This is a genomic window from Chryseobacterium sp. SN22, from assembly GCF_008329705.1.
In the GTDB taxonomy this organism is placed as follows: domain Bacteria; phylum Bacteroidota; class Bacteroidia; order Flavobacteriales; family Weeksellaceae; genus Chryseobacterium.
The window spans coordinates 121,139-135,694 of the sequence record NZ_VTSX01000010.1 but is presented as its reverse complement, the minus strand read 5'-3'; the positions used below and the strand labels follow the sequence as shown (position 1 = coordinate 135,694).

Here is a 14,556-nt window from a genome sequence, read left to right as displayed (position 1 = left end):
TAAAATGATTTACAGGATTTTTTTGTTTATGTACTTTGTCTATATTTTATATTCTGCAAGCCGGGACGTATATTATAAAGGCTTTTCAGAAAATGTTGAAAAACGTTTGCTGCATCATCTTGAATCCAGGGGCAAGTATACATCGGAAATAGATGATTGGAAAATAGTCTATGTACAGGAGTTCGAAAATAAATCCAAAGCTTTAATAGAAGAGAAAAGGATGAAAAGATTAAACCGTTCTTCTATTGAAAAATTGATCAATAATAAAAATTGATCCGGTAGTTCAGCTGGTTAGAATGCCGCCCTGTCATCTCGTCCAAAAGACGAGACGGGTTCGAGTCCCGTCCGGATCGCAATCCTGTAAAAATGATTTACAGGATTTTTTTGTTTATGTACTTTGTCTATATTTTATATTCTGCAAGCCGGGACGTATATTATAAAGGCTTTTCAGAAAATGTTGAAAAACGTTTGCTGCATCATCTTGAATCCAGGGGCAAGTATACATCGGGAATAGATGATTGGAAAATAGTTTATGTACAGGAGTTCGAAAATAAATCCAAAGCTTTAATAGAAGAGAAAAGGATGAAAAGATTAAACCGTTCTTCTATTGAAAAATTGATCAATAATAAAAATTAATCCGGTAGTTCAGCTGGTTAGAATGTCGCACTGTCATCTCGTCCTAAAGACGAGACGGGTTCGAGTCCCGTCCGGATCGCAATCCTGTAAAATGATTTACAGGATTTTTTTGTTTATGTACTTGGTCTATATTTTATATTCTGCAAGTCGGGACGTATATTATAAAGGCTTTTCAGAAAATGTTGAAAAACGTTTGCTGCATCATCTTGAATCCAGGTGCAAGTATACATCGGAAATAGATGATTGGAAAATAGTCTATGTACAGGAGTTCGAAAATAAATCCAAAGCTTTAATAGAAGAGAAAAGGATGAAAAGATTAAACCGTTCTTCTATTGAAAAATTGATCAATAATAAAAATTGATCCGGTAGTTCAGCTGGTTAGAATGCCGCCCTGTCATCTCGTCCAAAAGACGAGACGGGTTCGAGTCCCGTCCGGATCGCAATCCTGTAAATCATTTTACAGGATTTTTTTGTTTATGTACTTTGTCTATATTTTATATTCTGCAAGCCGGGACGTATATTATAAAGGCTTTTCAGAAAATGTTGAAAAACGTTTGCTGCATCATCTTGAATCCAAAGGCAAGTATACATCGGGCACGGATAACTGGACAGTTGTCTACATGCGGTCGTTTGTAAGCAAATCAACTTAAGACACTTTTTTCTTTTTATCAATTTAAACCTGATTCGGTTTGATTCTGTCTCAAATAATGCTATCCCCGTATTTTTACGGTATTTTTATTCCCCATTTACGCAATCCGCTTTTAGGTCTGATATTTGTACTGAGTAGGAAAAAATTAATTCGACTCTATTTATTTATGAAAAACATATCTGTTAAAAAATCTTTTCTGTCTGTATTATGTGTATCATTCATGCTGTTCTCCTGTAAAAAGGAAATGGAAAAGATTGGCGACAAAATCACCGATACCTCTTCTTCAGTACTGGATGAATCTGATGAAAAAGAGGATTCAGTGATGGCAACAAAAGATTCGGTTATTCAGAAAGAATCCATGCCGCCTGCCATGCAGGAAGATGGCTTCTACAATGCTTTTATCTTTCCGAAAGGCAAGAAGATGAAGGACTCCTTATTTTCGGTTTTTAATAAAAAATATTCTACTTCAGAACGATATGCGATCCTGGCGCTGAACCGTCTGGATTCCAAAAATAAATGGAATGCCGATACCCTGGTGGTTCCTGCAAAAATCGATACAACCTTGATGGAATATGCACCCTTCCCGATGCAGCTGGATGTATTGAGCCCGGTGAAGAAATTTGTTGTATTCTCTTATCCGATCCAGGCGTTCGGAGTGTATTCCAACGGAACACTGGTAAAATGGGGCCCGACCAGCATGGGGAAAAAAAATGCCAAAACAAAAACCGGGCTGACTTTCGCCAACTGGAAAAAGCAGCTTGCCATTTCTACCGTAAGCAGCGAGTGGAAGCTTCCTTACAATTTTAATATATTTAATCTCGACGGAATCGGATGGCATCAGTATGACCTTCCAGGTTATCCTGCCTCACATTCGTGCCTGCGGTTATTAATGAAAGATGCCAAATGGCTATATGGTTATGCCGATACCTGGGTGCTGAATCCAGGAGGTGCTACGACAAAAGCAAAAGGAACTCCAGTTCTTGTATTCGGAGATTATGGCTGGGGTAAAAGAAAGCCCTGGAGAAGGTTGTTAAACGATCCTAATGCCAATAATATTTCGGTCGAAGAGATGACCAAAATGATCCAGCCCAACATCGAGAAAATCCTGAAAGAGCAGGATAACCGTGAAAAAGTGGTAGACTCCATAAAAGCGGCAAAAGCTGTACTGGAACAAATGCCGCAGACCACCAAAACCGTCGCTCCTTAATTTAATCATCCACCTTTTCAAAAGGAAGTGTTGATTCTTCGGCAAATTTTCTGAGCTTCCGCATTTCATCTTTGCTCTTATGCTGGCCGAATCTTGCAGCAGTATAAGTAAGGAGAATGAATCCCAGCATAATAAAAGATGCGGTAAGAGCCCAGGGATATTCCTGGCTTTTGATCTGTTTTTCTACGTAATACATGGAAAAGAAGACCATCCAGAGTATCGAAAAAGAAAAATACAGGAACATAAAGAACGTCCAGACTGCGGAACTGGGGCCAAAAACGCCCCGCACCGAAGTTTTTTCGTCTTCAGTTTCAATTCTCAGGGATAATCTGGGTTTCCAATAAGTTTCATATTCCGTTTCCACACAGATGGTCGCTACTTCTTTATTGATATTTCCCGAAAATTCATCCCGGTGTTCCGCAAGATATTTTTTCAGGTTTTCCGCATAAGTTTCTTTGGTAAGATTCGTAAACATAGTAAACCTTGGGCGGGTCCGGATTTTATCCAATGTCGTTTCTTCTGTATTCATATTATTCCTGATAAGGTATTGGATCTTCCAGCGTAAACTGCAAGGTCATGGGTTTGTTTTTTCTTTCAATAATCATTTCTATGGTTTTGCCTTCTCCGGATTTCATCATCTCCAGGATCTTCTGCAAAGTCATATCTGCAGTTTTCCTGCCATTTATGCTGATCAGCCGGTCTTCTTTTTGAATTCCTGCTCTGTCGCCCGGCGAACCTCTACGGACACCCGCAATAGAAAACACCGGTTTCAAGACAAAATTATACTGCAGATTGTTATTGATTATTTCCGTACTGCCGGAAGGAGAACCTTTACTTCTGGCCGGAAGGGTCACCATATCTTTCGTCCACTCCATGCCGTCCTGCCTGAAATCCAATCCGCTCATATTAAAATGAAAAGGATCATTGAAACTGGAATTTTTTCTAAGATACATTTTCTGATGCGCATAATCGAAAGCTACCGTGAAGCGCCGCATAATATCACCGCCTACGGAACCTTTCCTGCCTTCCACCAGATTGACATGCTGTATTGAAAATTCATCCGGCATGGCGGTAAGCGGTTTTTCAAAAGCAAAATCCCCTAAATACAAATGGTGGATCCTGCTTCTCTTACCGTAAACATCTCCGTTAAACCCCCGACCCAGATAGTCTTCGATATTCGGGCGGTTATAAACGAAATCTTTTATAAGAGTAGGGAAGAGCCACATCGCATCACTGTTGCCGAGATCGATTAGTAATTTCGAACGCTTCCGCTCCCGGGTCATTTCCACATCAGCGAATACATAGGGTTTGTTTTTTTCAATGCTGATGTCGATCTCCTCAAATTTTTTAACTTTTCTCCTGAATAATTTTTCATCGTTGTAAATGGTAATTTTCTTTGACGAATAATCGATCACTACGGGATGGTTCTTAAAAAAATGATAGCCGATAATTCCGTTGACAGGAATTCCGACGTGGGAAGAAATATTGAAATCCTGGTCAACAATAATATATACGGTCATTGAATCGTTCACAAAACTTTTCCCGATCCTGGCTGTATTGTTATCCGAACGAAACCCGTCAATACTGATATTTCCGCCCAATCCCGAAAATCTTATTTTCTCTACATTCGGAAGTTTCAATTCCTGGTTCTCCAGACTGAAAATAGAGGTTTCTGACACCCCGGTGTCCAATAAGAAAGTAAGATCAACCCCGTTGATATTAACCGGAATGAAGATTAAATTGGCAATAAGCTTAAAAGGAACAACCGTTTTATTTGTATCTTCCACTTCAAAGGAATTCTGCGCATTTAAAAAAATGCTGCAGAATAACCCTATCAAAAGATACCTTAGTTTCATGTATTGAATTTAATGATTTTCTTCTTATCTAAAATAAAAAACATTTCCGGATTCGGAAATGTCTGTTTTTTTATAAACAAATAAATGATAAGCAGGATTTCAATAAATTTATTTTGAAAAGAATTCCATCAGGTCCATATAATTCTTCTGGTTTACACCATGGCCGCTCATATATTCCCTGAAAGTAAAGTAGCAGCTGAGGTCGTACAAAAGATCCGCGGCTTTTCTTCCCCATTCCAAAGGAATTACAGCATCATCCGTACCGTGGGAAATAAAGAAACGCAGCCTTTCAAGCTTTTTCTTATCCTTTACAATATCCTTCAGCAATTTTTCCTCGGGATAACTGCTTAGGCATGCTACAAGGTTAAACATTTCAGGATATTTCAGGGCGAGTGCATAACTCAGAATTCCTCCCTGGCTGAAACCGCAGAGGTGGGTTTTCCCTTGGGTAATGCCGTAGTTGTTGACGATCTTCAGGATACTCTCCAGTAAACTGTTAAGGGATTCCGTTGCCTGTGGGACATCCACAAATTTTTCAGGATTGTTAAAGTCGATGTCATACCAGGAAAAACCTTCAAACTGAGTCGCTCTCGGTGCCCGGAAACTCACGATGATCCAGTCTGCAGGAAGGGTTTCCCTGAAGCTGAAAAGGTCCTGCTCGTTGCTGCCGTAGCCGTGAAGCATAAAAAGGATGGTGGTATCAGGCGTAATATGTTCCGGTTCTCTTACGATGTAATCTAAATTCATGGGGCAAAGATAATTAATAATGATGGATTTCATTACCTGTGTAAAAATGAGACCAATCGGAATCATCTGACAAACTGGCTGAAATCAAGCCCTTAGGTGTTCAAATATTTAATCATCCACTGCGTTCCTAATATTTATTAAATCGATATTATTTAGAAATCTTTGTTGGAAATTTTACATAAAAGTTATTTTTATATTGATAAAAAACCTATATTTGAAACATTAAAAATCTATTTGGAGAAATGAAGCAATTTTACAAATCAAAAAGTTTACTTAGACTTTCTTTTTTATTCGCTGTACTATTTTCAGTAATTTTTGTGGTTAACTCTTGTAAGAAAGATGACGATGATGAATACACAGACCACATTATTCAGTTTGAAGCAAAAATAAATACCAAAGGCCCGAATCCTCCTGCAAGCCCTCCGGTTACAGGTACTTTCAAAACCGTAGTAACACAGATCGGAACAGGACAGAGCACCACTTTCAATCCTACAGGAACTACCTGGTCAAGCGGTGATATGTACGTAAGCTCCAGCCAGTCTCAGCTTAATTTAGCGGCCAATGCTACGCTTCCTTACTCTGATTCGGAACTGATCGTTACCATCTATGTAGACGGTGAGGTTGCCAAAACTCAGAAAGTGGTAGGAACCGGCGATAAAAGCGCTGCTGTTTTCTACAGCTTCTTAGAACTATAAGATCATTTACTTAAACGATATGAAAGCCATCTTTTACAGATGGCTTTTTTATTATCTAATGGGCAATGACGGGCGCAGCATTAAATGCCGCGCCCGTCTTATATGGTATAGAAAATCTCAATTAGATCAACGTGAATCCGACTCTGTTTTTATTTGTTTCCAGTCGATTATTGAAATGAAAGATTGGAATTCAGATTGGTGAATAAGATTTTAAATAAATTCCTGTTAATATAATAAACAAACGGTCTCATTTGATAATGAATACCTCTGGAAGTACTATTGACAAAAATAAGCTTCAAGCATCCAGCTTCCCTCTTCCAACCTATTCGCTCAATTTTATTAACTCACCTTCACGATAAAGTAACTTTTCTTCCCTTTTTGAAGAAGCAGGAATTTACCGTCAATCAGATCCGTTTCGTTGGCTGTATACACCTCATTGATCTTCTGTTTATTTACCGAGATCGAATTTCCCTTCAGTTCTCTTGTTGCTTCACTCTTAGATTTAAGAAATCCTGATTTTTCAGAAAGAAGCTCAACGATATTCACGCCCAGGACGTCAGCTTTAGCCACTTCTTTCTGAGGAACCCCGTCAAAAACTTCAAGGAATGTTTCTTCATCCAGGCTTACCAGATCTTCGGCGGTAGATCTTCCGAAAAGTATTTCAGAGGCTTTCAGGGCCTTTTCGTATTCTTCCTGTCCGTGAACCCAAACCGTTACTTCCTCGGCCAGTTTTTTCTGAAGCTTTCTTTCGTGCGGAGCTGTTTTATGCTCCTCGATCAATATTTCGATTTCTTCTTTTCCTAAGAAAGTATAGAATTTAATGAATCTTTCAGCATCATCATCCGTGGCATTCAGCCAGAACTGGTAGAATTTGTAAGGCGATGTTTTCTTTTTATCCAGCCAGTAATTTTCGCCGCTTTCCGATTTACCGAATTTTGATCCGTCGGCTTTCGTAATCAGAGGCACCGTCAGTGCAAAAGCTTCTCCCTGTGCTTTTCTCCGGATAAGTTCAGTTCCGGTGGTTATATTCCCCCATTGGTCGGAACCTCCCATCTGAAGCTTTACGTTATTGTTCTGATATAAATGTAAAAAATCGTATCCCTGGATCAACTGATAGGTGAATTCCGTAAAACTCATTCCGTCCGCTCCCGATTCCCCGGAAAACCTTTTCTTCACGGAATCTTTGGCCATCATGTAATTAACGGTAATGTTTTTTCCTACGTTTTTTGCAAAATCAAGGAAAGAAATGTTCTTCATCCAGTCGTAGTTGTTCACCAGTTCCGCTTTGTTCGGCTCGTTTCCTGAGAAATCAAGGAATCTTGAAAGCTGGTTTTTCAGGCAGTCTACGTAATGAAGAAGGGTTTCTTCATCCAGCAGGTTTCTTTCGGCAGATTTTCCCGAAGGGTCACCGATCATTCCGGTAGCACCGCCCACCAACGCGATCGGCTTGTGGCCGTGCTGCTGAAAATGCGCCAGAATTTTGATCTGAATAAGACTTCCGATATGTAAAGAATCTGCAGTAGGATCAAAACCGATATAGGCTGTCGTCATTTCCTTATCCAGTTGTTCATCCGTTCCGGGCATCATGTCGGCAAAAAGACCGCGCCATTTCAGTTCTTCAATAAAAGAGTTCATTTGTTCTGCTTTAAAATTTAAGGTGCAAAGATAAGAAATTCAGTGGGAAGTAGGTGGAAAAAGCAGATAAGAGATCATCCCTGAAAAGGTAAGTCCGGACGGGTATCTTAAAAATGGTAAAATTTCATTGTTGGGTCCAATATGATCTTTTATACACCTTCTTGGCGCATCCATCAAAATCAGTTATATTTGTTAGTAATGAACGACGAACAACTATTCCAGCTCATCGGTAAGGCGAAGGAGAAAGACCAGAAGGCCCAGACCCGGCTCATCAACATCTTTTGGGTGGATGTCTTTTCTTTTGTGATGAAGAAAGTTCATGACGAAAACGATGCCGATGAGATCACGGTAAATGTGTTCTCGAAAGTCCTTTCCAAGCTGGATATGTATGATCCGCATTTCCAGTTTAAAACCTGGGTGCTGACGATTGCCCAGAATACCATCATCGATTTCTGGAGAAAAAAGTCCAGGGAAAATCAGGATCCGACGGAAAATCTCGATGAGGTAAAAAACCAGTATGCAAAGTCCCCGGAAGAACTGATGATTTCCGAAGAAGAGCAGAAAAAGATCATCAAGACCATCGAATCGCTGGATGCCAATTATCAGGACATTATCCGGCTGAGGTTTTTTGAGGAAAAGAGCATTAAGGAAATCGCCGAAGAACTGGGAATCTCAGTCGCGAATACAAAAGTCCGTGTGATGCGGGCCAAAAAAGTATTGGCAGAACTGTTGAAGAACAATGAGTTTGAAGACAATTAATATAATCCTATATTCATTTTCAGGCTGTAAATGATTGGTAATTAATTATAAATAAACTTTCTCTTTCGTTTTAGGCAGAAAGATTTCCCTGCGTTTTTCCTGATTCCGGTTCTGAAGGTTTATTTTCAATCCTTTTTTTGTAAATGTTTCCTTTTTGGATTTCCCATATTCCTTGGTATTTTCCACTTCCTTTTCAAAAGTTATTTGGCCGGTGGACAAATTAAAATCAATATCCGTCCAGTATTCTTCCGGCTTTCCGCTGCCTGACGAATAGCCGATCAGTTCAAAACGGCCGTTCTGGAATCTGTATTTGTCGGTATACCCCCATTTCCAGCTGCTTCCCCCGGCCTGGGTAATCATCAGAATTCCTTTTTGAATTTCGGTATCCTGATACGGATCGCCCATCATTCCGCCGTCCCCGCTTTTAAGGATGGCATTTCTGGACTTTTCCAGGATGGTCCATTTTCCACTGATTTTTTTAAGAATCTGTATTTCACGGATGTTTCCATATTCAGCGGTATCTTTCGTATTATAAATAACTACTTTCTCCGGGATTTGATCACCGTCCAGATCACCTTCAACCGTTTCGATGACAGTCGAACCTTCGGGCTGGAATTCTTTTTGCGCAAAAGAAAATACGCTGAATAGGATCAGAAACAGACAAAATGTATTTTTCATAAATCAAATTTAAAACTTAAAATTACAAAATTATGTGTTTCATCAATCCCGCTCTTTGATTGTTTCGATAAAAAATTCACTAACTTTGAACCTCAATTTGAGAAATAAATGGAGAATTTAGTTCAGGATACAACCGTTCAGAAACCAAAGTGGATCCGCGTGAAGCTTCCTACCGGAAAGAATTACAGGGAACTCAGAACTTTGGTCGACAAATATAAATTAAACACCATTTGCCAGAGCGGAAGCTGTCCGAATATGGGGGAATGCTGGGGCGAAGGAACAGCGACGTTCATGATTTTAGGAAACATCTGCACCCGGAGCTGTGGGTTTTGCGGTGTGAAAACCGGTAAACCGATGGATGTAAACTGGGATGAACCCGAAAAAGTGGCCCGTTCGATCAAATTAATGAAGATCAAACATGCCGTTTTAACATCAGTAGACCGTGACGACCTGAAAGATATGGGTTCCATTCTTTGGGCGGAAACGGTGAATGCCGTACGCAGGATTTCCCCGGGAACCACGATGGAAACCCTCATCCCGGATTTCCAGGGAATCACCAAACACCTGGACCGGTTGGTAGAGGTGGCTCCGGAAGTCATTTCCCACAACATGGAAACGGTAAAACGCCTGACGAGAGAAGTAAGGATTCAGGCCAAATATGAAAGGAGCCTTGAAGTTTTAAGATATCTGAAACAAGCAGGACAGCGAAGAACGAAAACCGGCGTGATGCTCGGATTGGGTGAAACAAGGGATGAGGTTTTCCAGACCATTGAAGACATCAGAAATGCAGATGTGGACGTGATCACCTTAGGCCAGTATTTACAGCCGACTAAAAAACATCTTCCGGTAAAAAAATTCATTACCCCGGAAGAATTCGATGAGTTCGGGGATTTTGCCCGAAGTCTTGGATTCAGGCATGTGGAAAGCTCGCCGCTGGTCAGAAGTTCCTATCACGCAGAAAAACACATTCATTAAAAATATAATCGCTTCAGAACCTGAAGCGATTTTTTTAGTAAATAGAGATCACAGATTAAAAGGTTTTCAAAGAGGATGTTGTGGCTTCGGGTGTCTCAGCCACCGGATGGCTATTCCTTAAAACAGACTATAAAAATCTCAGATTTTCAAAAACTTTTATGTACTTTACTGAGAGCAGCAAGCATTCAACTTTATTTATCCGGTATGAATATCTCTTAAATCTTTTTTGGTTAAATTTTTACCGTTAATTGTCCGGCTAATGCGCTATTTTGCTTAAATGTTTTTTTTTAAATGCAGAAGGCGTTTCACCAATGTATTTTTTAAACAGTTTATTAAAATAAGAAAGGCTTTCAAAGCCTACCTGGAAGCAGACTTCCGTAATCCCTGAATTCTGGAGCAGCAGCAATTTGGCCTGATTGATCCGGTAATTGTTGACGAAGTCGGTGAAGGTCATGTTGGTCTGCTTCTTGAAATAACGGCAGAAAGCAGGGGTGCTGAGGTTTACATTTTCGGCAATCACATTTACGTTGGGAGCTTTGTCGTAATTTTCATGGATATAATCGTAAATCGTTCCCATCCGGATCTTGTCATTCAGGAACCATTTGATCCGGGTGTCTTCGGTATTGAGCTCTTTTACTTCATCAGACTGGGCAAGGATCTGTAAAATTTCAATCAGTCCCATAAAAGACCCGAAAGAATTTTCATTTTTCATCCGGCGCAGTTTTTCAACAACCGTATGTTTGGTTTCTCCTGAAAATGACAGGCCGAGATAGGAGCGTTCGAGTAACTTTTTAATCTTTTTAAATTCGGGAACGGAAAAGATAAAGTCCTGAAGAAAATTTTCCCGCATCTGCAGGACCAGCTGTTTGCATTCTGTCTGGATCTTATAATCAAAATTGAGATGAGGAACATTGGAGCCGATCAGCAGCAGGTCGCTGTCCTTGAAATCTGAAATATTCTTTCCCACGTGGCGGATGCCGTTGCTGGCTTCTACGTAGACAAGTTCCGTTTCCGGATGGTAATGCCAGAAAAAGCAGTTTTTAAGCGATGGTGAAAACAGCTTGAAAGATTTGCCTTCTTCAAACTCAATAATCTCCTTCTGGATTTTCATTTGGTTCTCTTTTGATTAATAATTAATTTAAATTTAATTAAAATTGTTAATACAGAACAAATTTACATCATTTCTGTTAAAGTATAACCGGTAAATTCTGTCGACTTTTGCACTTTGAAATAGTTAAAGACAATACAATGAAGATTGATAAAAGAATAATACCGCTGGCCATCGGCGGACTGGGAATAGGAACCACCGAGTTTACCATTATGGGGCTGCTTCCTGATATGGCAAGGAGCCTGGGAATCAGCATTCCCGAGGCAGGGCACCTGATTTCAGCTTATGCCTTCGGGGTTGTGGTGGGCGCACCGCTGCTGATCGGCTATTCGGTGAAGTTTCCGCCAAAGAAAGTGCTGATCGCCCTCATGATAATTTTTACCATATTCAATGCTTTATCGGCTGTTGCGCCGGATTATACGACCATGATGATCATCCGTTTCCTTTCGGGGCTTCCGCATGGTGCATTTTTCGGAGTAGGAACGGTAGTGGCTACCAGAATGGCGGCGAAAGGCAAAGAAGCATTTTATATTTCCCTTATGTTTACAGGGCTTACTATTGCCAACCTGGCGATGGTTCCTTTGGTAACCTATATTGGGCATACTTTCCACTGGAGATGGTATTTTGCCATCGTTTCGGTGATCGGATTGCTGGCCCTGCTGTTCTTAAAGCTTTGGCTTCCGGTAATGGAAACCAATCAGGATACCCGCTTTATGGAAGAGATGAAATTTCTGAAAAGAAAGCAGACGTGGCTCGTCCTGATGATTACGGCCATCGGTTTCGGCGGGCTTTTTACCTGGTTCAGCTACATTACTCCGCTGATGACAATCGTTTCCGGGATCAAAGAAAACCAGATGGCTTATGTGATGATCCTTGCCGGAGCAGGAATGGTGGTCGGCAACCTGGTCGGCGGATACCTGTCGGACCGGCTGAATCCTGAAAAAACCTGTGTCCTGCTGATGACCCTGATGATGGTCTCATTAGGAGGCGTATTTTTCTTTTCGGAATACAAAATCATTTCTCTGGTACTGACCTTTATCTGCGGGGCCTTATCCATGTCGGTAGCGGCACCGATCAACATCATGATGATGAAGGCGGCACCGAAAAGCGAAATGATGGCGGCAGCCTTTATGCAGGCAGCCTTCAACTGTGCCAATGCCATGGGTGCATTTCTGGGAGGGATTCCTTTACAAAAAGGATATTCCTACAACTATCCGTCTTTGGTCGGAGTGGGAATGACGCTCATCGGGCTGTTAATCGCTTTCCGGTACAAACAGCTGTATGCTTCGCAGAAATTACATGAGAATGATAAGGCTGCGGAATGTGTTTCCTGTAACCAATAATACATAAAGGCTGCTCCGGAAGGAACAGCCTTTTTAATTTTACCTAAAAAAAAAGACTGCCTTGAAAAAGACAGTCCTCAGTTGTTTTTATAATAAGCTGTTTACGCTTCTACTTCATTCCCGTTTTTGCACCAGTACAAGGCATTGTATAGGTTTCCTTTCGGGAAAGATTTAAATTCTCCGGGCATCACGACACTGAAAATATCAGTAAAGTTCTGTACCCCTTCCTTATCGGTAACAATTGCCGCCCTGTTCCACTGGGTTAAATTTTTTAATCCCAAAATAGCATCCTGCAGCCAGGCGCCCATGGTAAATTTATCCAGGTCCGTATCCAAATACAACAGATAATTCAATTCATTGTATTCGTCTACCTTTCGTTGTACATGAGGAAGTACCAGGTTTTGGAAATCTTCTTTCGTCACGTCTCCCGTTGCGCTGAAAGCGGCAACATTCTCTGGAGCCTCTGAAATTATCGTTATCATATCGTATATTTATTAATGTGGTTTAGTTTTAGGTTGATAACAAAAACCAAACCGTTATTTACCTTTTTGTGGTACCTTAGATAATTTATTTTTTTTATCAATAAATTTATAATTAAATACCTGTGATCAGGCTTTTTTGAAGATGAAAAAACCCGTGATCTGGAAACCACGGGTCATACACTTAAAATATAGATCGATACTGAAGGAAATTTCAGCCGTATCAATGTTTCTAAAGAATTTCGTATTTTGTTTTGATGCTGTATTTCAGCCTGATATTATCGATATTATCAAACGAATAATCTGCGTTGGCATCAACAGCTTCCATCTGGATATTCGCTACCTTGCTTCTGTAAGCCATCGGAAGCACCGTATCGCTGGTGTAATCTTCTATTTCTACAATTTCAAGAGGGCTTCCCGTTTTTTTGCCGATGCTTTCCAGCAGGTAGTCGGCTTTCTCTTTGGCAGCTTTCAATGCATTCACCTTTACGGTTTTTCTGAATTCGGCGATTTTGGTATTCTTGATTTCGCTGATGTTGATGCTGGTCACCCATTTCTGGTTAAGGCTTTCAAACAGATGTCCCATATCCGTTTTCTTGGTTACCTTAAACTGAAGGTTTTTTGTGAAAACTTTCACTTTGGAATACATATTCTGGTACATCGATTTGAATTTGATGTCTTCGTTTTTCACCCCGTTGTTTTTCAGGATCTCAAACAGCTGTTTCTCGTTGTCGGCAAGCTGATTCTTATTATCACCTTTAATTCCGATATTGAAAATGATCTCATCCGGTTCCACTTCCATTTCCGCAACGCCTGTTACTTCAATAAAATTCTTTTTAATTTCCTGCGCATTGATCAGACCTCCGAATATCAGTAACCCGATCAGTAAAAAATGTCTCAATCTCATAATTTCCTGTTTTTAATTTTAAATTTCTAAAGTAAAATTACAAAGAATAAAAACCGGATGCCATAAAACTTGGTGAAAAGCTGGTTTCACTGGGTGAACCGGCTGAAATGGAAAAATATTTTTGCAACGGTTTATCTATTCGTTAAAATAATTGATTTTCCGCTTCGGGTAACGAGTTTCCTGATCTCCGGAAAAAGTTGGGTCCTGATGATCAGCTCATCATTGCTTTCGGAAATATGGTACGTATTTGAAGTTAGCAGGGCATCGTTAATATCATGTTCAAACAATTTGGTAGAACCCAACTGATCGACCGAATAAAAATCGACTTTGTAATCGTGAATTCCTGTCTGGTAGTATTTATAGATGATCTTTTCGTTGGGGTCGCTCGAAATGATCTTCGTTTCCATAAAATCACTCTGCTCCAGAAACGAGCAGCTTTGCAGGAGTAAAACGCATAAGCCCAAAAAATAAAAGTGTTTTTTCATAGTCATGATTGGTTTTAAAACAAATGTACTCAATGCTAAACGGTTGACTGTTAACGGAATTTCAATTAATATTAAAGTTTTGCTAAGGCAGTGGAAATCTTTTCATCCGCATATCCTAAAACAATCTGAACCGTTTCCTGTCTCTTTTTAATGAATTCAGTTCCGCCGCTTTTTCTCTTTCAGGACTTCTTTTAATGCTGAGCTTTATTTCATAGAGTACCGATCAGGCTGTTTACTTCTTCCGCACTTTCACCTACTTGTGTCACACTGAAAATAGCTACATATTTTTCGGCTTTTACATTGGCCATGCCTTTTACACTGATGATCCTCTCATTCAGATCAGGATCGGCGATGGGTGCGGCAATGTTGATCGTAGTTTCAGGATATTGGCCTGATG

The 14,556-nt window shown here is 40.2% G+C and carries 18 protein-coding genes and 3 tRNA genes; 12 read left to right on the top strand and 9 right to left on the bottom strand.

Going from position 1 to position 14,556, the window contains the following annotated elements; translation table 11 throughout:
• The 8 genes from FY557_RS08725 to FY557_RS08690 form a co-directional block, all read left to right on the top strand.
• Positions 1-274, top strand: a 274-nt coding sequence (locus FY557_RS08725; RefSeq protein ID WP_228451740.1) for a GIY-YIG nuclease family protein, incomplete at its 5' end; no start/stop codon positions are given.
• Positions 273-353 (top strand) — tRNA-OTHER (locus tag FY557_RS08720). The genes FY557_RS08725 and FY557_RS08720, both read left to right, overlap by 2 nt.
• A gap of 13 nt (positions 354-366) precedes the next feature.
• Positions 367-636, top strand: coding sequence for a GIY-YIG nuclease family protein (locus FY557_RS20610; protein ID WP_149246870.1), 270 nt, complete (start codon positions 367-369; stop codon positions 634-636).
• Positions 635-712: transfer RNA gene (locus FY557_RS08710), tRNA-OTHER, on the top strand. The genes FY557_RS20610 and FY557_RS08710 overlap by 2 nt, the downstream gene beginning before the upstream one ends.
• Positions 713-727: 15 nt before the next feature.
• Entirely contained in the window at positions 728-997 is a 270-nt protein-coding gene (locus FY557_RS20605) for a GIY-YIG nuclease family protein (protein ID WP_149246869.1), read from the top strand.
• A tRNA-OTHER gene (locus FY557_RS08700) sits at positions 996-1,076 on the top strand. The genes FY557_RS20605 and FY557_RS08700 overlap by 2 nt, the downstream gene beginning before the upstream one ends.
• A 36-nt stretch (positions 1,077-1,112) precedes the next feature.
• The gene (locus tag FY557_RS20600) at positions 1,113-1,286 is read left to right on the top strand and encodes a GIY-YIG nuclease family protein (RefSeq protein WP_149246868.1); all 174 of its coding nucleotides are present in this window, start codon (positions 1,113-1,115) and stop codon (positions 1,284-1,286) included.
• A gap of 243 nt (positions 1,287-1,529) precedes the next feature.
• Positions 1,530-2,492, top strand: a complete 963-nt coding sequence (locus FY557_RS08690; RefSeq protein ID WP_228451737.1) for a L,D-transpeptidase — start codon at positions 1,530-1,532, stop codon at positions 2,490-2,492.
• A 1-nt stretch (position 2,493) separates the two neighbouring features.
• Here FY557_RS08690 and FY557_RS08685 read toward each other — a convergent pair whose 3' ends face one another.
• The 3 genes from FY557_RS08685 to FY557_RS08675 all read right to left on the bottom strand — a co-directional run bounded on the left by FY557_RS08685 (position 2,494) and on the right by FY557_RS08675 (position 5,095).
• Entirely contained in the window at positions 2,494-3,021 is a 528-nt protein-coding gene (locus FY557_RS08685; protein WP_149246866.1) for a hypothetical protein, read from the bottom strand.
• Position 3,022: 1 nt separating this feature from the next.
• On the bottom strand, positions 3,023-4,348 hold the full coding sequence (locus FY557_RS08680; RefSeq protein ID WP_149246865.1) for a PDZ domain-containing protein: 1,326 nt from the start codon (positions 4,346-4,348) through the stop codon (positions 3,023-3,025).
• Positions 4,349-4,456: 108 nt separating this feature from the next.
• Entirely contained in the window at positions 4,457-5,095 is a 639-nt protein-coding gene (locus tag FY557_RS08675) for an alpha/beta hydrolase (RefSeq protein ID WP_149246864.1), read from the bottom strand.
• Positions 5,096-5,412: 317 nt separating this feature from the next.
• On the opposite strand from FY557_RS08675, the gene FY557_RS08670 reads away from it, so the two are divergent.
• Positions 5,413-5,790, top strand: coding sequence for a hypothetical protein (locus tag FY557_RS08670; protein WP_228451736.1), 378 nt, complete (start codon positions 5,413-5,415; stop codon positions 5,788-5,790).
• 339 nt (positions 5,791-6,129) lie between these two features.
• Here the strand turns inward: FY557_RS08670 and tyrS are convergent, their stop codons facing one another.
• Positions 6,130-7,425 (bottom strand): tyrosine--tRNA ligase, encoded by a 1,296-nt coding sequence (gene tyrS, locus FY557_RS08665; RefSeq protein WP_149246862.1) that lies wholly within the window; start codon positions 7,423-7,425, stop codon positions 6,130-6,132.
• 198 nt (positions 7,426-7,623) lie between these two features.
• On the opposite strand from tyrS, the gene FY557_RS08660 reads away from it, so the two are divergent.
• A complete protein-coding gene (locus FY557_RS08660; RefSeq protein WP_149246861.1) occupies positions 7,624-8,184 on the top strand; it encodes an RNA polymerase sigma factor in 561 nt (186 codons plus the stop codon).
• Positions 8,185-8,229: 45 nt separating this feature from the next.
• Here FY557_RS08660 and FY557_RS08655 read toward each other — a convergent pair whose 3' ends face one another.
• Positions 8,230-8,862: a hypothetical protein gene (locus FY557_RS08655; protein ID WP_149246860.1), complete on the bottom strand. Its 633-nt coding sequence runs from the start codon at positions 8,860-8,862 to the stop codon at positions 8,230-8,232.
• A 108-nt stretch (positions 8,863-8,970) separates the two neighbouring features.
• Here FY557_RS08655 and lipA point away from each other — a divergent pair, with 108 nt between their 5' ends.
• Positions 8,971-9,837 (top strand): lipoyl synthase, encoded by an 867-nt coding sequence (gene lipA / locus FY557_RS08650; protein ID WP_149246859.1) that lies wholly within the window; start codon positions 8,971-8,973, stop codon positions 9,835-9,837.
• 256 nt (positions 9,838-10,093) lie between these two features.
• Here the strand turns inward: lipA and FY557_RS08645 are convergent, their stop codons facing one another.
• Positions 10,094-10,948 carry an AraC family transcriptional regulator gene (locus FY557_RS08645; RefSeq protein ID WP_149246858.1) on the bottom strand — a complete coding sequence of 285 codons (855 nt, stop codon included), beginning with the start codon at positions 10,946-10,948 and terminating at the stop codon, positions 10,094-10,096.
• 137 nt (positions 10,949-11,085) lie between these two features.
• Between FY557_RS08645 and FY557_RS08640 the strand changes: the two genes are divergently transcribed.
• On the top strand, positions 11,086-12,288 hold the full coding sequence (locus FY557_RS08640) for an MFS transporter (protein WP_185151690.1): 1,203 nt from the start codon (positions 11,086-11,088) through the stop codon (positions 12,286-12,288).
• 101 nt (positions 12,289-12,389) lie between these two features.
• Here the strand turns inward: FY557_RS08640 and FY557_RS08635 are convergent, their stop codons facing one another.
• From FY557_RS08635 to FY557_RS08625, 3 genes are all read right to left on the bottom strand, one after another.
• Positions 12,390-12,770 carry an STAS/SEC14 domain-containing protein gene (locus FY557_RS08635; RefSeq protein WP_149246857.1) on the bottom strand — a complete coding sequence of 127 codons (381 nt, stop codon included), beginning with the start codon at positions 12,768-12,770 and terminating at the stop codon, positions 12,390-12,392.
• 229 nt (positions 12,771-12,999) lie between these two features.
• Positions 13,000-13,674, bottom strand: coding sequence for an SIMPL domain-containing protein (locus FY557_RS08630; RefSeq protein ID WP_149246856.1), 675 nt, complete (start codon positions 13,672-13,674; stop codon positions 13,000-13,002).
• Between the two features lie 131 nt (positions 13,675-13,805).
• Positions 13,806-14,159 (bottom strand): hypothetical protein, encoded by a 354-nt coding sequence (locus tag FY557_RS08625; protein WP_149246855.1) that lies wholly within the window; start codon positions 14,157-14,159, stop codon positions 13,806-13,808.
• Positions 14,160-14,556 lie beyond the last annotated feature (397 nt).